This window comes from Variovorax sp. 05T418 (assembly GCF_056396385.1).
Genome location: NZ_JBFTLJ010000016.1, coordinates 35,917 through 54,547 on the forward strand (window position 1 = coordinate 35,917; position 18,631 = coordinate 54,547).

Sequence of the window (18,631 nt, forward strand, 5' to 3'; positions counted from 1 at the left end):
TGCGTCGGTGCTTCGCCGGGCTGCCGGCGCTCAGCGCTTGCCGCTGCCGCGCGGGCCGGCGTTCCTGGGCTCGAGTTGCGCGAGGCGTTCGCGCAGCCGAATGACTTCTTCGCGCAGCGCCTGCACCTCTTCCGCGCTGGGCATGCCCAGGCGCTGCAGCGCGGTGGCCACGCGCTGGTCGAACACGTCCTCGAACTTGCGCAGGCCGAAGCTGTCGAGACCCGGAAAGCCGCGGGGAACCGCGGCCTTGGCACCCGCCGCCGGATCGAACCTGGCCTGGCCGATGCCCAGCAGCCCCTCGATCACGTTGGCCTGGCGCTTGGCGACGTCGTCGCGCACATTGCCGAGCACCTTCAGGCCGGCGCGCAGCAGGCCCTCGGCGCCGACGGCCTTCTTGCCCCGCGCGGTGTCCGGTGCGGCAGCAGCCGTTCTCTTCTTCGATACCGCAGCCTTCTTCCCGGCTGCGGGCGCCTTCCTGGCCGCAGGAGTTTTCCTTGCAGGCTTCGCAGGCGCCGCCCTCTTCTTCCTGGAATCGTCCGTCGGATCGGGGTGGGTCGCCATGCGTTGTTGCTCCAGGGTCAGGCCGCCTTGCGGGCGGCGGTGCGGCGAACCGGCTTCTTGGCAGCGGCGGCCTTGGCCTTCACGCTGCGCACGGGCTTGGCTTCTTCGGTGCCGCTCACGCGCACTTCGATCTGCCTGGCACCGGCAGCGACCTTGTCGGCGATCTGCACCGACACGTTGGCGATCGGCTGGTTCAGCGCATTCAGCGTCTTGACCACCGAGGTGACGACGGGCGACTCGACGCGCGCCACGCGGCCGGCCACGGTTTCGATGCCGCTCGTGGTGCCCGCGGCGACGCGGTCCATCACCGAGACGATGCGGCCGGTGTCGATGTCCAGGCGGTTGGCCAGGAAGCCGTTGATCTTTTCCTGCGCGCCGATCAGGTTGGCCTTGACCTGCTCGCTCACCAGCGGAATCTGGCGGCTGCCGAGGAATTCGCTGTAGCGCGACGCGGCGCCGCCGAGCAGGCGATGGACGCCGGCGCGGTAGGCACCCACCAGGGTCTTGCCGGCGTCGTTGTACTGGCCGATGACGTGGATGGCGGCGGAAGAGAAGGAGGCTTGCGTGGTGGTCATGTGGATTTCCTGGAAGTTGATCGGGTCGCTGGGTTCGCGATGAAGTGATCTTCTTCCAGAGTGCCTAGGCCTGGAAAGCTAGAACAGTCGGAAAACTAGTCCAACTGCCCCAATTTTCCGGCCCTCGTGCCTGGCGATCATGCCGCAGCGGCCACCCTGGCGCGCTTGGCGGGCGCCGCGGGCTTGCTGCGCGGCGCGGCCTTGGGTGCGGCTGTCTTGGCCGGTGCCTTCCTGGCGGCGGTCTTGGCGACCGGTGCCTTGGCCGCGGGGGCTTTGGCGGCCGGCGGCTTCTTCGCCGCCGCCTTTTTTGCAACCGGCTTGGGCGCCGCCTTCACGGCGGGCGCCGGCTCGGGAGCCGCCGCTGCCTTCGCGGGCGCCGCGCCCGCCGCCGCGGGATGCGTCTGCGTCAGGCCCAGCAGCAGCTGGTGCTCGGCCAGCATGTAGTCGCCAATCTCGGTGATGTCGGGCACCGCGCGGCGGCAGGCGATGAGGCCGTAGTCCATGCGCCCGTTGTAGCTCTGCACCGTGACGTTGAGGGCGGTGCCGTGGCTCGCGATCGACACCGGGTAGTAGCTGGTGACCAGCGCGCCCGCAAAGTACATCGGGAACGGCGCGCCCGCCACATTGGAGATGGCCACGTTGGCAGCCGGCGGCAGCAGGTTCACGAGGCCCGAGCGGCCCACCATCGAGGCGATGCCCGACACCAGCCAGGGCGCGGCAAAGGTCGGGAAGTCGTCGAGGATCACCGCCTTGAAGCGGTTCATGGTCGACTTCGAACTGGTCGACGACGCGTTGATCGCCTTCAGCCGCTGCACCGGGTCGGTGATGTCGGTGGCCAGGCTCACGAGGATCATGCTGGCCTGGTTGTTGGCCGTGTCGTCGCCCGCTTCGCGCAGGCTCACGGGAACGCCGGCCACCAGCGGCTTGGCGGGCAGCTCGTTGTTGTCGGCCAGGTAGTGGCGCAACGCCCCGGCCACGGTGGCCATCACCACGTCGTTGAGCGACACGCCGAAGTGCTTGGCGATGTGCTTGGTCTCGGCCAGCGAGATGGTGCGGCCGGCAAAGGTGCGCTGGTTGGTGATCGACACGTTCAGCGAGGTGCGCGGCGCAAACAGGTTGAACTTCTTGGGCGCGGTGGCGGCGTCCTTCTCGGCCGCCTTCTCGTCGGGCTTGGCGAGGCCGCCGAGCGCGCGCGCGATGGCCGGCGCCATCTTGAAGAGCTTGACGTACTGCTGCGCCGTGTTGCGCAGCGCCGCGGTCGCAAGCTCGGCCATGCCCAGCTGGTAGCCGCTGCTGCGCGCGCGGGCGCGCGGCGGCTTGACCACGCGGCCCGTGGGCTCGAGGTCGAAGATGGCCTTGCCGAGCGCCACGCCGGCCTGCCCGTCGATGCCCGCATGGTGCACCTTGGTGTAGAGCGCCACCTGGCCGCTCTTCAGGCCGTCGATGATGAAGAACTCCCACATCGGCCGGCTGCGGTCGAGCAAGGTGGAATGCAGCCGCGCCACGTACTGCTGCAGCTGCCGGTTGGTGCCGGGCCTGGGCAGCGTGATGTGGCGCACGTGGTAGTCGAGGTCGATGTCCTCGTCGGCCACCCACACCGGGTTGGTCATGTCGAAGGGCATCAGCGCGAGCTTGCGCGTGAACACGTCGGCCAGGTGGATGCGGCTGGACATGAACTGCTTGGCATCCTCGTAGAAATCGCCCTTGTAGCCCTTGGGCAGGTCGAGCACGTTGAGCGAGCCCACGTGCATCGGCATCTCGGGGGTTTCCAGGTGCAGGAAGGTGGCATCAAGACCGCTCAGGTGTTTCATGTGTCGTGTCTCCTTGTGTGCGCAGGCGCCGTCCGGCAGGATACCCGTGGGAGCCCCGCGCATCGAGGCCAAACGGCCGAACGCGGGTTTGTCACTAGGCCGGCGCGCGGTGCGCTATGAATTCAGTAGCTTCGGCCGACCCTGACGGCAGGCATGCCTTTCTTCACGGCGGATTCGTACACTGCGCCCATGACATCCACCGCTTCCACGCAGACCGACGAGCACCAGTGGCTCGAAGACATCGACGGCGCCGAACAGCTCGAATGGGCGCGCCAGCACAACGCGAAGACCGTGCAGCGCTACGCGCGTTCGCCCGCCTTCGAGCGGATGGAGCAGGGCATCCTCGAAGTGCTCGACTCCGAGGCCCGCATTCCGATGGTGCGCAAGATCGGCCCGCTCTTCTACAACTTCTGGCGCGACAAGAAGAACCCCAAGGGCCTGTGGCGGCGCACCACGCTGGCCGAATACCGCAAGCCCCAGTCCGACTGGGAAACCGTGCTCGACCTCGACGCGCTGGCCGAGGCCGACAAGGAAAACTGGGTCTGGCATGGCGCCGATTGCCTGCAGCCCGGCTACAAGCGCTGCCTCGTCTCGCTCTCGCGCGGCGGCGCCGATGCGAACGTGGTGCGCGAGTTCGACCTCGAGCTCAAGCAGTTCGTCGCGAGCGGCTTCACGCTGCCCGAGGCCAAGAGCAACGTGGCGTGGAAAGACATCGACCACCTCTACGTGGCCACCGATTTCGGCCCCGGCTCGATGACCGGTTCGAGCTACCCGCGCATCGTCAAGGAATGGAAGCGCGGCACGCCGCTGGAAAGCGCGGCCACGGTCTACGAGGGCGGCGAGGACGACATGACGGTCAGCGCCTGGCGCGACAACACGCCGGGCTTCGAGCGCGACTTCGTCTCGCGCCAGATGGACTTCTACGACAGCGAGACCTGGCTGCGCACGGGCGACGGCCGGCTGGTGAAGATCGACGTGCCCGACGACGCCAGCACCGAGGTCACGCGCGAGTGGATGCTGGTCGAGCCGCGCAGCCCCTGGACCGTGGGCGGCACCACCTACAAGCCGGGCTCGCTGCTGGCAATGCGCTTCGACGACTACATGGCCGGCCGGCGCGAGATCACCGTGCTGTTCGAGCCCGACGACACGACCGCGCTCGACGACTATTCGTGGACCCGCCACCACCTGATCCTCAACGTGATGCACGACGTGGTGAACCGGCTCGAAGTGCTCACGCCGCAGGCCGGCTCCAAGGCATGGAAGCGCGAGGGCCTGGGCGGCGCGCCCGAGCTCTCGACCATCGCGGCCGGCGGCGTCGACGAGGACGAGAACGACGACTACTTCCTGACCGTGAGCGGCTTCCTGCAACCGACCACGCTCTACATCGGCACCATCGGCCGGGGCGAGCCCGAGCCGCTGAAGGACAGCCCCGCCTTCTTCGATGCCTCCGGCTATCGCGTGAGCCAGCATTTCGCCACCTCGAAGGACGGCACGCGCGTGCCCTACTTCGAGATTGCGCCCAGGAACCTGCAGGCCGACGGCAGGAACCCCACGCTGCAGTACGCCTACGGCGGCTTCGAGATCTCGCTGCAGCCCAGCTACAGCGGCGCCATCGGCCGCGCATGGCTCGAGCGGGGCGGCGTCTACGTGGTGGCCAACATCCGCGGCGGCGGCGAGTACGGGCCGCGCTGGCACCAGGCCGCGCTGCAGCGCGACCGCCTGCGCACCTGCGAGGACTTCGCCGCGGTTTCGGAGCACCTCGTCGCGCGCAACATCACTTCGCCGCCGCACCTGGGCGCCATGGGCGGCAGCAACGGCGGGCTGCTGATGGGCAACATGCTCACGCTGTATCCCACGCTCTACGGCGCCATCGTGAGCGAGGTGGCGCTGCTCGACATGAAGCGCTACACGCATCTGTCGGCCGGCGCCTCGTGGATTGCCGAATACGGCGACCCGGACGATCCGGAAGAATGGGCCTGGATCCAGGCCTTCTCGCCCTACGAGAACGCGAAGAAAGGCCAGCCCTATCCGCCGGCGCTCTTCACCACGTCGACGCGCGACGACCGCGTGGGCCCGGTGCATGCGCGCAAGATGCATGCGAAGCTGGCCGCCATGGGCTACGACAGCAGCTTCTACGAGAACATCGAAGGCGGCCACAGCGCGGCCACCGACAACAAGGAGGCCGCCTTCATGGACGCCCTGGGCTACGCCTACCTGTGGGAGCACATCGGACGGACATCCGCATGAGCAACGACAACGGCACCACCCTCGAACTGATCGGCGCGCCCACCGACGTCGGCGCCAGCGTGCGCGGCGCCGGCATGGGCCCCGATGCGCTGCGCGTGGCCGGGCTGCCGGAGGCGCTCGCGCGGCAGGGCTTCACCGTGATCGACCGCGGCAACCTCGCGGGCCCCGCCACGCCGTGGACCGCGCCGGCCAACGGCCTGCGCCACCTCGACGAGGTGATTGCCTGGAACCGCTCCGTCTACGCCGCCGTCGACACCGCCCTGGGCACCGGCCACGTGCCGCTCATGATGGGCGGCGACCACTGCCTGGCCATCGGCTCGATCAGCGCCGTGGCCTGGCATGTGCGCAAGCGCGGCAAGAAGCTGCGCGTGCTGTGGCTCGATGCGCACTCCGACGTCAACACCGAAACCACCAGCCCGAGCGGCAACCTGCACGGCATGCCCGTGTCCTGCCTGCTGGGCCACGGGCCCGCGGCGCTCACCGGCTGGAGCGGCGAGCGCGCGGCGCTGGAGCACGATGCCATCCGCTTCATCGGCATCCGCAGCGTCGACGCGGACGAGAAGGACGCCATCCGCACACTCGGCCTGCATGTGTTCGACATGCGCCACATCGACGAGCACGGCATGCGCACCACCATGACCGAGGCGCTGCAGGACGTGGACGAAGACACCCACCTGCACGTGAGCTTCGACCTGGATTGCCTCGACCCGAACATCGCGCCCGGCGTGGGCACCGGCGTGCGCGGCGGCCCGACCTACCGCGAGATGCAGCTGTGCATGGAAATGGTCGCCGACACCCGCCGCCTCGGCTCGGTCGACGTGGTGGAGCTGAACCCCGCGCTCGACGTGCGCAACCAGACCGCCGAAGTGGCGGTGGAGCTGATCGAGAGCCTGTTCGGAAAGTCGACGCTGGTGCGCTGAGCGGTTTCAGGCCGCGGATGCCGCGGATGCCGCTGCCGCCACACAGCGCTGCATGCGCTGCAGGTCTTCGAGCAGCAGGCACACCGGTGCCGCCAGCAGCAGCAAGGCGGACGAGGCGCCCGGCGACTCATGCCGGCGTGCGAGCTGCGCAAGCTTGGCAAGATCAGGCACGCCCTGGCCATCGAGCGCATCGGCCATGGCGGCGAGCGCGGCGGCCGCGGCCCGGGCGGTGTCCTGCCACGCTGCGCCGCCAGCCGGCATGCGGCGCAGCATGCGTTCGAGCACGGTGGCGTCCTGGAAGATCCGCGCCGCGAGCCGCGCCTTGCTGCGGCAGGACTGCGCCGCCGGCACGGCAGCGCCGCGGCGCCACCAGCGGGCTTCCAGGTCGGCACTGCCCGCGAGCAGCGCCAGCCGGGCGAGCGCCGCGCGCGCGGCGGCATTGGCACGCTCGGCCTCGGACTCGGCAGGCAGCCCGGCAGCGTCGCCCGGGCCGAGTGCGGCCAGCGTGGCCAGGCGCTTCGCCATGCCGCGCAGCAACGCGGCACAACCCGCATCGAAGCGCGGACCCGCGCGGTACTCCGACGCGACGAGCGCCACCGCCAGCGCCACGCCCACCCCGATGCCGATTTGCAGCATGCGCAGCAGCGCCACGTCGAGCGCCGAGTGGCCGGGGATGGCGCCGGCCGAAAGAATGAGCAGCGCGGCCACCGGCGCGCTGCGAAAACCCGGCAGCGCGGCGCCGGCAAAGGCCAGCAGCATCACGGTGGCCAGCGTGGTCGCGAGCACCGGCGCGCCCCGGTGCTGCAGGTAGACCCCCGCGAGTCCGCAGAGCGCGCCGGCGGCCGTGCCGCGCAGGCGCTCCCAGCCCGCGCCGAGCGTGCCGCCGGCGCTCGGCCGCATGACGATCAGCACGCTCATCACGGCCCAGAAGCTCTCGGGCAGCCGCATCGCCACGGCCACCAACCATGCCAGCGCCACCGCGGCCGCCAGCTGCGCGCCCGCGCGCCAGCGGCCCTCGCGCCAGAAGCCGCCGATGCGCTGCAGGGCCGGTGCCATCGGCATCATCGCGGCCGCGCCGCGCCCGTCGAGGACTCGCCGCCCTCTTCGAGTGCGCCGGCGATGCGGTCGAGCAGCCCGCAGGCCTGCAACAGCAGCGCGCGCTGTTCGGCGCCCAGTGTGGCGCCGATGGCGCGGGCCAGGGCGGCCTCGCGCGAGCGCATCAGCGCCTTGAGCCGGCGCAGGCCCTCGGGCGTGAGCGACAGCAGCCACTGGCGCCCGTCGGTGGCATGCGGCGCGCGGCCGATCCAGCCCTCGGCTTCCAGTTCGGCCAGCAGCCGGGTCAGCGATTGGAGCTTGACGCGTTCATGCGCCGCGAGCGCGGTGGGCGTGCACGGCCCGTGCCGGTGCAGCTGGCCCAGCACGCTGAGCTTGGCCACGCTCGGGCCGTCGGGCGCGGCCGGGCCGCTGCGCAGCTGGCGCGAGAACTGCGACACCGCGGTGCGCAGGCGCGCGGCGCACTGCAGCGCGTCGGCGGAGTCGAGGTTGGAAGCCATGCCAGATTGTAAGACGCATCTTGCTATCTGGCGCGGCGGCCGCAGGACGCTCAGCCCGGATTCGGCACCGGCTTCACGGGAAAGGTGGTGGCCGGCGCCGCAGGGTTCAGCGGCGCGGCGGGCCGCGGCGCCTCGGGCGCCACGCTCGGCACGTCGGGCTCTTCGCCGCCCTGGCCTTCGAGAAAACGGTCGAGCAGCGCGAAGAAGCGGTCGTAGAACAGCTCGTCGGTGAGCGTTTCGCTGGCCACCTTGACCATCGCGTCGTCGCTGCCGGCAAAGGGCAGCGAGAGCGAGCCGAAGGCGCCCACGCCCACGCTGGCCGAGTTGTTGACCTTCTTGATGCCGTAGCGGTCCTGCAGCGCGGTCGCGAAGGCCACGGTGCTGCGCTTGCCGGCCTTGCCGCCCTCGCGTGCGCACACCACGCGGAACTCGACCTCCACATGCACCTCGGACGCCGGCTGGAAGCTCTTGCGCCCGGTCACCAGGTCGGCGTTGGCCGCGCTGATCATGTAGCCCTGGCTCAGCAGCGCACGGCGCGCGGCTTCGCAGGTCTGGGCTTCGGTGGCGGCGTAGGTGCGCGTGTGGGTGGTGGTGGAGTCGAACTCCTCGGTCTCGTACGACACGCGGCGCGTGCCGCCATTGCTGCCGCAGCCGGCGAGCACCAGCAGGGACGCGAGGCCGAGGACCAGAACGGGCGTGCGAAGGACGGAAAGAACCGAAGTGGAAAGGGGAGGCATGGTCATGGAGCGGCGAATCCTAACCGGCGTGTCCGCCGGCGAAGCTTCGAGCATGCCCGGGCGCCGGTGTTCCCCGGCGGCGCGAATTTTCAGGACCAGTGCAGCACGTGGTGCGCCCGTCCGCGCGTGGCGGCAATCAGGCGTGCGTTGGGTGCATCGGTGCCGGCCACCCAGTCGCGCGCGGCCTCGGCGCTGCGGCCGAACTGCTGGTGGCGCTTCAGCAGGCGCTCTTCGCGCACGGCGTCGTCGATGTCGACGTACCAGGCCTCATCGAGCATGGCCGCCGCGCCGGCCCAGGGACCGTCGTCGTGCAGAAGATAGTTGCCCTCGGTGATGACCAATTGGGTCTGCGGCAGCACCGCGATGGCGCCGGCGATCGGCTCCTCGATCTCGCGGCGGAATTCGGGCGCGTAGACGATCGGGTCGTGCGGCCCCTGCATGCGAAGCCGCTGCAGCAGCGCCACGTAGCCGGCGCTGTCGAAGGTGTCGGGGGCGCCCTTGCGGCCGGCGCGGCCGAGCCGCTGCAGCTCGACGTTGGCCAGGTGGAAGCCATCCATCGGCACGACCTGCGCGCGCCCGGCGCCCACGGCCCGCAGCAGCGCCAGCGCAAGCGTGGACTTGCCCGCGCCGGGTGCGCCGACCAGCCCCAGCAGCTTGCGCCGGCCGTCGGCCATCAGGGCCTGCAGGCGGGCGAGGGCGTCGGCGGGAATGGACGGAAGTTGTTGCTCGGGAGAGATGCTCATCCCCCGAGCGTACAACCTTGGCTTCAGCGGATCAGGGGTACAAACCGCGTTCCTGGCGGGCCATCAGGATGCGCTCGCAGGCCACCGCGTAGGTCGCCGTGCGCAGCGTGATCTTGTGCCTGTCGGCCGTGTCCCAGATCTGGTTGAGAGCCTTCATCATGATGCGGTCCAGGCGCACGTTGATCTCGTCCTCGTCCCAAAAGAAGGACGAGAAGTCCTGCACCCATTCGAAGTACGAAACCGTCACGCCGCCGGCGTTGCAGATCACGTCGGGCACCACCAGCACGCCGCGCTCGGCCAGGATGTCGTCGGCCGTGGGCACCGTGGGGCCGTTGGCGCCTTCGAGCACCAGCTTGGCGCTGGTCTTCTGTGCGCGTTCGGCGGTGATCTGGCCTTCGAGCGCCGCGGGAATCAGGATGTCGCAGGCCACGTCCCAGAAGGCTTCGTTGGGCACCACGTCGCCGCCCTTGAAGGCGACGACGCCTTCCTTGTTGGCCACCGGGATCAGCGTCGCAAGGTCGAGGCCGTTGCTGTTGACGATGGTGCCGGTGTGGTCCTGCACCGCGACGATCTTGGCACCCGCCTCGGCAAAGAGTTCGGCCGCGACCGAGCCCACGTTGCCGAAACCCTGCACCGCGATGCGCGCGCCGCGCAGGTCCAGGCCCAGGCGGCGCGCCGCTTCGCGGCCGGTGACGAACACGCCGCGGCCGGTGGCCTTGACGCGGCCCAGCGAGCCGCCCAGGTGCAGCGGCTTGCCCGTGACCACGCCGGTGGCGGTGCCGCCGACGTTCATGGAGTAGGTGTCCATCATCCACGCCATGATCTGGGCGTTGGTGTTGACGTCGGGCGCGGGAATGTCGGTGTGCGGGCCGATGATGATGCCGATCTCGCTGGTGTAGCGGCGCGTGACCTTCTCCAGCTCCTGCAGCGAAAGCTTCTTCGGGTCGACGCGGATGCCGCCCTTGGCGCCGCCGTACGGCAGGTTGACGGCGGCGGTCTTGATGGTCATCCAGGCCGACAGCGCCATCACTTCTTCCAGCGTGACGTCGGGGTGGAAGCGCACGCCGCCCTTGCCCGGGCCGCGGCTCATGTTGTGCTGCACGCGGTAGCCCTCGAAGTGGGCGATGGTGCCGTCGTCCATCTCGATCGGCACGTCCACGATCAGCGCGCGCTTGGGGCGCTTGAGCGTCTCGACCCAGCGGGCCAGCGGGCCGAGGTAGGGCACCACGCGGTCGACCTGCGAAAGGTAGGTGCCCCAGGGGCTGTTGGCGGTCGGATTGACGAAGGAGAGCTTTTCACTCATGGGAGATCCCTTGGTTGGAATGGATGGCCGCAACGATAGACCTCTCGCGCCCGCCGCGCCATGTCTTATGCGCGCCGCGATGGCGGTTATGCAAGAGAGGTTTGGCCGAACATGACAAAACGGTCATCGCCGGGTCATCGGCCCCCGAGCTGCGGTTCCTAGAGTGGGGGCTGCCAACCACCGATCGAAAGGACCGATTCCATGACCCGCTCTTGCACCCGCCTCCTGGCCACGGCCGCCGTCTCGTCGCTGCTGGGCCTGGCCGCCGCGCCGAGCCTTGCCGGCAACTATGCGGAGGGCGATCCGCGGCCCGTTCCGTTCGCCTCCTCCACCACGCGCGCCGCCGTCTCGGCCGACGCGCGGCAGTGGCTCGCTACCGCGCCCACGCAAGGCTATGCCGAAGGTTCGCCGCAGCCCGAGCCGCGGGTGTCGCCCAACAGCCGCGCGGCCGTGGCGGCGGACACGCAGCTGTGGATCCGCTCGGGCCTGGCCGCGCGGCAGAACGGCGAAGCGGGCGCCGATCCGTCGAGCCCCGCCTACCGGCAGGCGGCCGCCGAATATGCGCGGCTGCGCACCAGCCCGGCCTACGGCGCGCTGATCGACCAGTTCAACAGCCGGTCATCTTCCGCACGCGCCGAAGAAGACGGCCATTCCCTGCGTTGAGGAAAGAAGACGAACGGCGCCCTCAGGCCACCGCGCTCAGCAGCGCCGCGTTGCCGCCGGCTGCCGTGGTGTTGACCGTGACCGTCTGCTCGGCACAGAAGCGGTAAAGGTAGTGCGGCCCGCCGGCCTTGGGGCCGGTGCCGCTCAGCCCCTCGCCGCCGAAGGGCTGCACGCCGACCACCGCGCCGATGATGTTGCGGTTCACGTAGATGTTGCCCACGTGCGCCCGCGCCGCGAGCGCCTGCGCGCGCGAGTCGATGCGGGTCTGGATGCCGAGCGTGAGGCCGTAGCCGAGCGCGTTGATGCGATCGATCACCTCGGCGGGATCGCTCAGCGCGCCCTGGCCCCAGCGCGCGATCTGCAGCACCGGCCCGAAGATCTCGCTGGTCACGCTGTCGATCGAGGGCACCTCGTAGGCCTGCGGCGCGATCAGGTTGCCTTCGGCTGAAGAAGAAGCCGGCGCGAGCAGCCGCTTCGCCTCCGAATCCAGGCGCTTCAGATGGCGCCGGATGTTGTCGGCCGCCTCGCCGTCGATCACCGGCCCCACGTCGGTCGAAAGCAGCGCCGGGTCGCCGGCGGCCAGCTCCCCGGCCGCGCCGCGGATCATCTCGATCACCGCATCGGCGATGCCCTCGTGCAGCACCAGGAGGCGCAAGGCCGAGCAGCGCTGGCCGGCCGAACGGAATGCGCTCTGCACCACGGCGTCGACCACCTGCTCGGGCAGCGCGCTCGAATCGACCAGCATCGCGTTGATGCCGCCGGTCTCGGCGATCAGCGGCACGATCGGGCCGTCCTTGGCGGCAAGCGCGCGGTGGATGATGCGCGCCACCTGGGTCGAACCGGTGAACACCACGCCCGCCACGCCCGGCGCCGCCACCAGCGCGGCGCCCACGGTTTCGCCGGGCCCGTGCAGCAGCTGCAGCGCATCGGCCGGCACGCCCGCGGCATGCAGCAGCTTCACGGCTTCGAGCGCGATCGCCGGGGTCTGTTCGGCCGGCTTGGCCAGCACCGTATTGCCGGTGGCGAGCGCGGCCGCCACCTGGCCCGCGAAGATCGCGAGCGGAAAATTCCACGGGCTGATGCACACCCAGGGACCGCGCGCCGTGAGCCGCAGTTCGTTGCTCTCGCCCGTCGGGCCGGGCAGCGCCACGGGCTGCATGATGCGTTCGGCCTCGTCGGCGTAGTAGCGCAGGAAGTCGACAGCTTCGCGCACTTCGGCCACCGCGTCGCCCCAGGTCTTGAAGGCCTCCTTGACCAACAGCGCGCAGAAGCGCGGCAGCTCGCGCTGCAGCGCGTCGGCGGCCTGGCGCAGCATGGCGGCGCGCGCCTCGACCGGCGTCTTGCGCCAGCTGCGGAAAGCGGCGGCGCTGGCGGCCACGGCCTTGGGCGCGCTCGCGGCATCGAACAGTTCGACATGGGGCACCGCGGTGGTCTCCAGCGCCGCGAGCAAGGGCGCGCGCATCGGCTCGACGGCAAGGTCGATGCCTTCGCTGTTGCGCCGTGCCGGCGCCGGGCCGTAGAGCGCGGGCGGCAGCGGCAGGGCGGGGTTCGCCTCTTCGAGCCAGAGCGGCGACATCAGCAGCTCGCCGATGTCCACCTGCTCGTCGCCGAGCTGGTTCACGAACGAGGAGTTGGCGCCGTTTTCGAGCAGGCGCCGCACGAGGTAGGCGAGCAGGTCCTTGTGCTGGCCCACCGGGGCGTACACGCGCACCGGCGCGTCGGTGCTCTTCATCACTTCGCGGTAGACGCCCTCGCCCATGCCATGCAGGCGCTGCAGCTCGAAGGGCGCACCGGCCGCCTCGGCCATCTGCAGGATGGCCGCGATGGTGCCCGCGTTGTGGGTGGCGAACTGCGGATAGACCGCATCGGGCGCCGACAGCAGCGCGCGCGCGCAGGCCAGGTAGCTGACGTCGCTGTGGTGCTTGTGCGTGAAGACCGGGTAGTGCGGCAGGCCGAGCTCCTGGGCCCGCTTGATCTCGGCGTCCCAGTAGGCGCCCTTCACGAGGCGGCACATCAGCCGCAGCTTGTGCCGGCGCGCCACCGCCGTGACGTGCGCAATCAGTTCGAGCGCGCGTGTCTGGTAGGCCTGCAGCGCCAGGCCGAAGCCGCGCCATTGCGGCCGTTCGGCGGCCACGCGCGCGGCCAGCGCCTCGAACACGTCGAGCGACAGCTCGAGCCGGTCGACCTCTTCGGCATCGATGGTGAGGTTGAGGCCGGCATCGGCCGCCAGTTCGCACAGCTGCCACACGCGCGGCACCAGCTCGCGCATCACGCGCTCGCGCTGCGCGTCCTCGTAGCGCGGATGCAGCGCGCTGAGCTTGATGGAGATGCCGTCGTTGTGCTCGGGCCCGCGCGCCGCATCGGCACCGGCCGCAATGGCGCCGATGGCTTGCGTGTAGCTCTCGAGGTAGCGCAGCGCATCGGCATCGGTGCGCGCGCCTTCGCCGAGCATGTCGTAGCTGAAGCGCAGCGCGCCCTGCCGGCGGTGCGCCGAGCGGGCCTCGTCCATGGCCTCGGCGATGGTCTGTCCGAGCACGAACTGGCGCCCCAGCAACTGCACCGCGCGCAAAGTGGCGGCCACCACCGTGCGGGAGCCGAGCTTGGCCATGAGGCCGGGCGGATGGTCGCCTTCGGGCAGGAATTTCTTCGACATCGCGATGGCGGCGGACGACAGCCGCGACAGCGTGGAATCGGCCGTGCCCTCGAAATCGGCCCGGCCCAACTGGTCGGCCGTGAGCGCGATGGCCGTGGCGGCGTCGGGCACGCGAAGCAGCGCCTCGGCCAGGCGCATCAGCGCAAGGCCCTCGGCGCTGGAGATCGGGTATTCGCGCAGCAGGCTTTCCATGGCCCAGAACGGCGGCGGATGGCGGCGCACCGCCTCCACCCAGGGCGTGGCGGCGGCAGCCGCGGCGCGCCAGTCGAGCGCGCCTTCGAGCGAGGCAAGCCGGTGCGAGACGACATCGGCTTCAGGGCGGTAAGGGATGGGCAGGTGCATGGCAGTTCCTTGGTTCTATCCCCTATAGTCTTTGGATATAGACCGAATCTTTTGCCAAAAAATACGGAGCCGGCCGGATAATTCACCAATGCTCGACCTGGATCTGGATCGCATCGACCTTCGGCTGCTGAAGATTCTTCAGGAAGACGGCCGCATCACCAACCTCAAGCTGGCCGAGTTGGTGGCGCTCTCGCCCACCGCCGTGCTGGCGCGGGTGCAGCGGCTCACGCGCGAGGGTTTCATCCAGGGCTACGAGGCGCGGCTCGATCCGCACAAGCTCGGGCGCGGGCTCACGGTGTTCGTCGAGATCCTGCTCGACCGCACCACGCCCAACGTGTTCGAGCAGTTCAAGGCCGCGGTGCAGGTGCGCGACGAGATCATGGAATGCCACATGGTTGCGGGCGGCTTCGACTACCTGCTCAAGACCCGCATGGCCGACATGGCGGCCTACCGCGAATTCGCGGGCACGGTGCTGTGGCAACTGCCGGGCGTGCGCGAAACCCGCACCTACGCGGTGATGGAAGAAATCAAGAGCAGCGCGCGGCTGCCGCTGGCCGTCTAGCGCCCGTCAGGCGGCCTTGGGCCGGCCGCCGAAGATGGCGGTGCCGATGCGCACCATCGTGCTGCCGGCGCTCACGGCCGCTTCCAAGTCGGCGCTCATGCCGAGCGACAGGGTGTCGAGTTCGATGCCGGCGTCACGCATCGCGTCGTACACCGCCCGGGCGCGCAGGCACAGTTCGCGCTGCGCGGCGAAATCCGGCGCCGGTTCTGGAATGGCCATGAGCCCGCGCAGCCGCAAATGTGGCAATGCCGCCACAGCACGCGCGAGCGGCAGCGCCTCTTCGGGCGGCACGCCGGACTTGTTGGCGCCGCCGTCCACATTGACCTGCAGGCACACCTGGAGCGGCAGCAGATGCGCCGGCCGCTGCGCCGAAAGGCGCTCGGCGATCTTGATCCGGTCGATGCCGTGCACCCAGTCGAAATGCTCGGCCACGGGCCGCGTCTTGTTGCTCTGCAGAGGGCCGATGCAGTGCCATTCGAGCTCCGCGCGCAGGTCCGACAGCGCGGAGATCTTGTCCAGCCCCTCCTGCACGTAGTTCTCGCCGAAGGCCCGCTGGCCCGCCGCATGGGCCTCGCGCACGGCCTCGGGCCCGAAGGTCTTGGACACCGCCAGCAGCCGGACTTCGGCCGGGTTGCGCCCATGTTCGGCACAGGCCTTTGCGATCCGGTTCTTTACTTGCTGGAGGTCGTCGCCAATCATCGTCATAATCTTCCAAAATCGTATCAAAACGTCACCGAACTCGAGCCGAGGACCCCCGTGGACATTACCCAGCTGCTGGCATTCAGCGTCAAGAACAAAGCCTCCGACCTGCACTTGTCGGCCGGCCTGCCGCCGATGATCCGCGTCCACGGCGACGTGCGGCGCATCAACGTCGATGCGCTCGACCACAAGTCGGTGCACGCCATGGTGTACGACATCATGAGCGACACGCACCGCAAGCACTATGAAGAATTCCTGGAGGTCGACTTCTCGTTCGAGATCGACGGCCTCGCGCGCTTCCGCGTGAATGCCTTCAACCAGGCGCGCGGCGCGGCGGCGGTGTTCCGGACCATTCCCTCGAAGATCCTCACGCTGGAGCAGCTCAACGCGCCCAAGATTTTCGCGGAACTGGCGCTCAAGCCGCGCGGGCTGGTGCTGGTGACCGGGCCCACCGGCTCGGGCAAGTCGACCACCTTGGCCGCGATGGTCAACTACCTGAACGAAAACGAGTACGGCCACATCCTCACGGTGGAAGACCCGATCGAATTCGTGCACGAATCCAAGAAGTGCCTGATCAACCAGCGCGAGGTCGGGCCGATGACGCTGTCGTTCTCCAACGCGCTGCGCTCGGCGCTGCGCGAAGACCCGGACGCCATCCTGGTGGGCGAGCTGCGCGACCTGGAAACCATTCGCCTGGCCATGACCGCGGCCGAAACGGGCCACCTGGTGTTCGGCACGCTGCACACCTCGTCGGCCGCCAAGACCATCGACCGGATCATCGACGTGTTCCCGGGCGAGGAAAAGGAAATGATCCGCGCCATGCTGTCCGAATCCTTGCAGGCCGTGATCTCGCAGACGCTGTGCAAGACCAAGGACGGCCAGGGCCGCGTGGCGGCGCACGAGATCATGCTGGGCACGCCGGCCATCCGCAACCTGATCCGCGAGGCCAAGGTGGCGCAGATGTATTCGGCCATCCAGACCGGCCAGGGCGCGGGCATGCAGACGCTGGACCAGAACCTGACCGACCTCGTGCGCCGCAATGCCATTTCGGCGGCGGAAGCACGCGGCAAGGCCAAGATCCCCGAAAATTTCCCTGGCTGATCCCAGCCCTTCGGAGCACCGACACATCATGGAACGCGATCAAGCCAGCCAGTTCATCAACGACCTGCTCAAGCTCATGGTGAGCCGCAACGGCAGCGACTTGTTCATCACCGCGGACTTTCCGCCCGCGATCAAGGTCGACGGCAAGGTCACCAAGGTGTCGCAGCAGGCGCTGGGGGCGCAGCACACGCTGGCGCTCACGCGCTCGGTCATGAACGACCGCCAGACGGCGGAGTTCGAGCGCACCAAGGAATGCAACTTCGCGATCTCGCCGACCGGCATCGGCCGCTTCCGCGTGAACGCCTTCGTGCAGCAGGGCAAGGTCGGCATGGTGCTGCGGACCATTCCGGCCAAGCTGCCGACCATCGACGGGCTGGGCATGCCGCAGATCCTGAAGGACGTGTCGATGACCAAGCGCGGCCTCACCATCCTGGTGGGCGCCACGGGCTCGGGCAAGTCGACCACGCTGGCCGCCATGATCGACTGGCGCAACGAAAATTCCTACGGCCACATCGTGACGGTGGAGGACCCGGTCGAATTCGTGCATCCGCACAAGAACTGCGTGGTCACGCAGCGCGAAGTGGGCATCGACACCGACAGCTGGGAAGCCGCGCTCAAGAACACGCTGCGCCAGGCGCCCGACGTGATCCTGATGGGCGAAATCCGCGACCGCGAGACCATGGAGCACGCCGTGGCCTTTGCCGAGACCGGCCACCTGTGCATGGCCACGCTGCACGCCAACAGCGCCAACCAGGCGCTGGACCGGATCATCAACTTCTTCCCCGAAGAGCGTCGCGCGCAACTGTTGATGGACCTGTCGCTGAACCTGCGCTCGCTGATCTCCCAGCGCCTGGTGCCCACCGAGGACGGCCAGGGCCGCGTGGCGGCGGTGGAAGTGCTGCTGAACACGCCGCTCATTTCCGACCTGATCTTCAAGGGCGAGGTGGGCGAGATCAAGGAGATCATGCGCAAAAGCCGCAACCTCGGCATGCAGACCTTCGACCAGGCGCTGTTCGACCTGTTCGAAAGCCACTCGATCACCTTCGAGGACGCCATCCGCAACGCCGATTCGGCCAACGACCTGCGGCTGCAGATCAAGCTCAACAGCCAGCGCGCGCGCAGCACCGACCTCTCGGCCGGCACCGAGCACTTCGCGATCGTGTAGACGCAGGTGACGGGGGCTTCGCGTTGGCTTTAAGCTCTCGCCCATGAGCAGCATCAATCCCCGAACCTACGAATCCACTCCCTCCCAGACGGTGGCCTTCCTGGGCCTTGGCGTCATGGGCGGCCCGATGGCCGGGCACCTGGCCAAGGCCGGCCACAAGGTCACGGTCTACAACCGCACGCCGGCCAAGGCCGAGGCCTGGGTCGCCGAATTCGGCGCGCCCGGCCGCCATGCCGCCACCCCGCGCGAAGCGGCCGCAGGCGCCGACATCGTCTTCAGCTGCGTGGGCAACGACGACGACCTGCGCGCCGTGGTGCTGGGCCCGAACGGCGCCTTTGCCGGCATGAAGAAAGGCAGCGTGCTGGTCGACCACACCACCGCCTCGGCCGACGTGGCGCGCGAGCTCGCGAACGCGGCGGCGGCAGCCGGCCTGCAGTTCATCGACGCGCCGGTGTCCGGCGGCCAGGCCGGCGCGCAGAACGGCGCGCTCACCGTGATGTGCGGCGGCGACAAGGCGAGCTTCGAGCGCGTCAAGCCGGTGATGGAGGCCTTCGCGCGCGCCGTCACGCTGCTGGGCGCGAGCGGCGCCGGCCAGCTCGCCAAGATGGTGAACCAGATCGCCATCGCGGGCCTGGTGCAGGGCCTGTCCGAAGCCATTGCCTTCGGCCAGCGCGCGGGCTTGGACATGAAGCTGGTGCTCGAGGTGATCGGCAAGGGCGCCGCCCAGAGCTGGCAGATGGACAACCGCGGCAAGACCATGATCGACGGCAAGTTCGACTACGGCTTTGCGGTCGACTGGATGCGCAAGGACCTGGGCCTGGTGCTCGACGAGGCCAAGCGCAACGGCGCGCGCGTGCCCGTGACGGCGCTGGTCGACCAGTTCTACGCCGACGTGCAGCAGGCCGGCGGGCGGCGCTGGGACACGTCGAGCCTGATCATCCGGCTCAAGTAAAAACAAAAAAAAGCCCGCGCGAAGCGGGCTTTGTTTTTTGCGGG

At 69.3% G+C, this 18,631-nt stretch carries 17 protein-coding genes; 7 read left to right on the forward strand and 10 right to left on the reverse strand.

Features of this window, described 5'->3' with window-relative positions:
• Positions 1-30: 30 nt before the first annotated feature.
• The 3 genes from AC1DMS_RS25795 to AC1DMS_RS25805 all read right to left on the reverse strand — a co-directional run bounded on the left by AC1DMS_RS25795 (position 31) and on the right by AC1DMS_RS25805 (position 2,947).
• Entirely contained in the window at positions 31-561 is a 531-nt protein-coding gene (locus AC1DMS_RS25795) for a phasin family protein (RefSeq protein ID WP_307595579.1), read from the reverse strand.
• Between the two features lie 17 nt (positions 562-578).
• A complete protein-coding gene (locus tag AC1DMS_RS25800) occupies positions 579-1,136 on the reverse strand; it encodes a hypothetical protein (RefSeq protein ID WP_062364305.1) in 558 nt (185 codons plus the stop codon).
• 137 nt (positions 1,137-1,273) lie between these two features.
• Positions 1,274-2,947, reverse strand: coding sequence for a WS/DGAT/MGAT family O-acyltransferase (locus AC1DMS_RS25805; protein WP_369663686.1), 1,674 nt, complete (start codon positions 2,945-2,947; stop codon positions 1,274-1,276).
• A 153-nt stretch (positions 2,948-3,100) separates the two neighbouring features.
• Here AC1DMS_RS25805 and AC1DMS_RS25810 point away from each other — a divergent pair, with 153 nt between their 5' ends.
• Positions 3,101-5,194: a prolyl oligopeptidase family serine peptidase gene (locus AC1DMS_RS25810; protein ID WP_369663687.1), complete on the forward strand. Its 2,094-nt coding sequence runs from the start codon at positions 3,101-3,103 to the stop codon at positions 5,192-5,194.
• Positions 5,191-6,114 carry an arginase gene (gene rocF / locus AC1DMS_RS25815; protein ID WP_015867564.1) on the forward strand — a complete coding sequence of 308 codons (924 nt, stop codon included), beginning with the start codon at positions 5,191-5,193 and terminating at the stop codon, positions 6,112-6,114. Before AC1DMS_RS25810 ends, rocF begins: the two co-directional genes overlap by 4 nt.
• 6 nt (positions 6,115-6,120) lie before the next feature.
• Here the strand turns inward: rocF and AC1DMS_RS25820 are convergent, their stop codons facing one another.
• From AC1DMS_RS25820 to AC1DMS_RS25840, 5 genes are all read right to left on the reverse strand, one after another.
• Positions 6,121-7,170, reverse strand: coding sequence for an FUSC family protein (locus tag AC1DMS_RS25820; protein ID WP_244883464.1), 1,050 nt, complete (start codon positions 7,168-7,170; stop codon positions 6,121-6,123).
• A 5-nt stretch (positions 7,171-7,175) separates the two neighbouring features.
• Complete coding sequence (locus AC1DMS_RS25825) at positions 7,176-7,667, reverse strand: MarR family winged helix-turn-helix transcriptional regulator (protein ID WP_018906600.1); 492 nt, start codon at positions 7,665-7,667, stop codon at positions 7,176-7,178.
• A 50-nt stretch (positions 7,668-7,717) separates the two neighbouring features.
• Positions 7,718-8,410, reverse strand: a complete 693-nt coding sequence (locus AC1DMS_RS25830) for a DUF2242 domain-containing protein (protein ID WP_155736568.1) — start codon at positions 8,408-8,410, stop codon at positions 7,718-7,720.
• Between the two features lie 83 nt (positions 8,411-8,493).
• Positions 8,494-9,147, reverse strand: a complete 654-nt coding sequence (locus AC1DMS_RS25835) for a nucleoside/nucleotide kinase family protein (RefSeq protein ID WP_369663688.1) — start codon at positions 9,145-9,147, stop codon at positions 8,494-8,496.
• A 31-nt stretch (positions 9,148-9,178) separates the two neighbouring features.
• A complete protein-coding gene (locus AC1DMS_RS25840; protein ID WP_015867569.1) occupies positions 9,179-10,450 on the reverse strand; it encodes a Glu/Leu/Phe/Val family dehydrogenase in 1,272 nt (423 codons plus the stop codon).
• Positions 10,451-10,651: 201 nt separating this feature from the next.
• Here AC1DMS_RS25840 and AC1DMS_RS25845 point away from each other — a divergent pair, with 201 nt between their 5' ends.
• Positions 10,652-11,113, forward strand: a complete 462-nt coding sequence (locus AC1DMS_RS25845) for a hypothetical protein (protein WP_369663689.1) — start codon at positions 10,652-10,654, stop codon at positions 11,111-11,113.
• Positions 11,114-11,135: 22 nt separating this feature from the next.
• Here the strand turns inward: AC1DMS_RS25845 and AC1DMS_RS25850 are convergent, their stop codons facing one another.
• On the reverse strand, positions 11,136-14,108 hold the full coding sequence (locus AC1DMS_RS25850; protein WP_369663690.1) for an L-glutamate gamma-semialdehyde dehydrogenase: 2,973 nt from the start codon (positions 14,106-14,108) through the stop codon (positions 11,136-11,138).
• Positions 14,109-14,196: 88 nt separating this feature from the next.
• Here AC1DMS_RS25850 and AC1DMS_RS25855 point away from each other — a divergent pair, with 88 nt between their 5' ends.
• Positions 14,197-14,670 (forward strand): Lrp/AsnC ligand binding domain-containing protein, encoded by a 474-nt coding sequence (locus AC1DMS_RS25855; protein WP_018906595.1) that lies wholly within the window; start codon positions 14,197-14,199, stop codon positions 14,668-14,670.
• Positions 14,671-14,676: 6 nt separating this feature from the next.
• Here AC1DMS_RS25855 and AC1DMS_RS25860 read toward each other — a convergent pair whose 3' ends face one another.
• Positions 14,677-15,375 carry a YggS family pyridoxal phosphate-dependent enzyme gene (locus AC1DMS_RS25860; protein ID WP_018906594.1) on the reverse strand — a complete coding sequence of 233 codons (699 nt, stop codon included), beginning with the start codon at positions 15,373-15,375 and terminating at the stop codon, positions 14,677-14,679.
• A gap of 51 nt (positions 15,376-15,426) precedes the next feature.
• Here AC1DMS_RS25860 and AC1DMS_RS25865 point away from each other — a divergent pair, with 51 nt between their 5' ends.
• From AC1DMS_RS25865 to AC1DMS_RS25875, 3 genes are read left to right on the forward strand one after another with little or no spacing between them, the layout of a single operon-like run.
• Positions 15,427-16,470 (forward strand): type IV pilus twitching motility protein PilT, encoded by a 1,044-nt coding sequence (locus AC1DMS_RS25865; RefSeq protein WP_015867574.1) that lies wholly within the window; start codon positions 15,427-15,429, stop codon positions 16,468-16,470.
• A 28-nt stretch (positions 16,471-16,498) separates the two neighbouring features.
• On the forward strand, positions 16,499-17,635 hold the full coding sequence (locus tag AC1DMS_RS25870) for a PilT/PilU family type 4a pilus ATPase (RefSeq protein ID WP_015867575.1): 1,137 nt from the start codon (positions 16,499-16,501) through the stop codon (positions 17,633-17,635).
• A 43-nt stretch (positions 17,636-17,678) separates the two neighbouring features.
• Positions 17,679-18,587, forward strand: coding sequence for an NAD(P)-dependent oxidoreductase (locus AC1DMS_RS25875; protein ID WP_015867576.1), 909 nt, complete (start codon positions 17,679-17,681; stop codon positions 18,585-18,587).
• Positions 18,588-18,631 lie beyond the last annotated feature (44 nt).

Bases quoted from the DNA above. Each gene is read 5' to 3' on its own strand.
- AC1DMS_RS25860 (WP_018906594.1), bottom strand. From the start codon at position 15,375: ATGACGATGATTGGCGACGACCTCCAGCAAGTAAAGAACCGGATCGCA.
- AC1DMS_RS25835 (WP_369663688.1), bottom strand. From the start codon at position 9,147: ATGAGCATCTCTCCCGAGCAACAACTTCCGTCCATTCCCGCCGACGCC.
- AC1DMS_RS25820 (WP_244883464.1), bottom strand. From the start codon at position 7,170: ATGGCACCGGCCCTGCAGCGCATCGGCGGCTTCTGGCGCGAGGGCCGC.
- AC1DMS_RS25810 (WP_369663687.1), top strand. From the start codon at position 3,101: ATGCCTTTCTTCACGGCGGATTCGTACACTGCGCCCATGACATCCACC.
- AC1DMS_RS25830 (WP_155736568.1), bottom strand. From the start codon at position 8,410: ATGACCATGCCTCCCCTTTCCACTTCGGTTCTTTCCGTCCTTCGCACG.
- AC1DMS_RS25855 (WP_018906595.1), top strand. From the start codon at position 14,197: ATGCTCGACCTGGATCTGGATCGCATCGACCTTCGGCTGCTGAAGATT.
- AC1DMS_RS25850 (WP_369663690.1), bottom strand. From the start codon at position 14,108: ATGCACCTGCCCATCCCTTACCGCCCTGAAGCCGATGTCGTCTCGCAC.
- AC1DMS_RS25800 (WP_062364305.1), bottom strand. From the start codon at position 1,136: ATGACCACCACGCAAGCCTCCTTCTCTTCCGCCGCCATCCACGTCATC.
- rocF (WP_015867564.1), top strand. From the start codon at position 5,191: ATGAGCAACGACAACGGCACCACCCTCGAACTGATCGGCGCGCCCACC.
- AC1DMS_RS25875 (WP_015867576.1), top strand. From the start codon at position 17,679: ATGAGCAGCATCAATCCCCGAACCTACGAATCCACTCCCTCCCAGACG.
- AC1DMS_RS25825 (WP_018906600.1), bottom strand. From the start codon at position 7,667: ATGGCTTCCAACCTCGACTCCGCCGACGCGCTGCAGTGCGCCGCGCGC.
- AC1DMS_RS25870 (WP_015867575.1), top strand. From the start codon at position 16,499: ATGGAACGCGATCAAGCCAGCCAGTTCATCAACGACCTGCTCAAGCTC.
- AC1DMS_RS25805 (WP_369663686.1), bottom strand. From the start codon at position 2,947: ATGAAACACCTGAGCGGTCTTGATGCCACCTTCCTGCACCTGGAAACC.
- AC1DMS_RS25845 (WP_369663689.1), top strand. From the start codon at position 10,652: ATGACCCGCTCTTGCACCCGCCTCCTGGCCACGGCCGCCGTCTCGTCG.
- AC1DMS_RS25840 (WP_015867569.1), bottom strand. From the start codon at position 10,450: ATGAGTGAAAAGCTCTCCTTCGTCAATCCGACCGCCAACAGCCCCTGG.
- AC1DMS_RS25795 (WP_307595579.1), bottom strand. From the start codon at position 561: ATGGCGACCCACCCCGATCCGACGGACGATTCCAGGAAGAAGAGGGCG.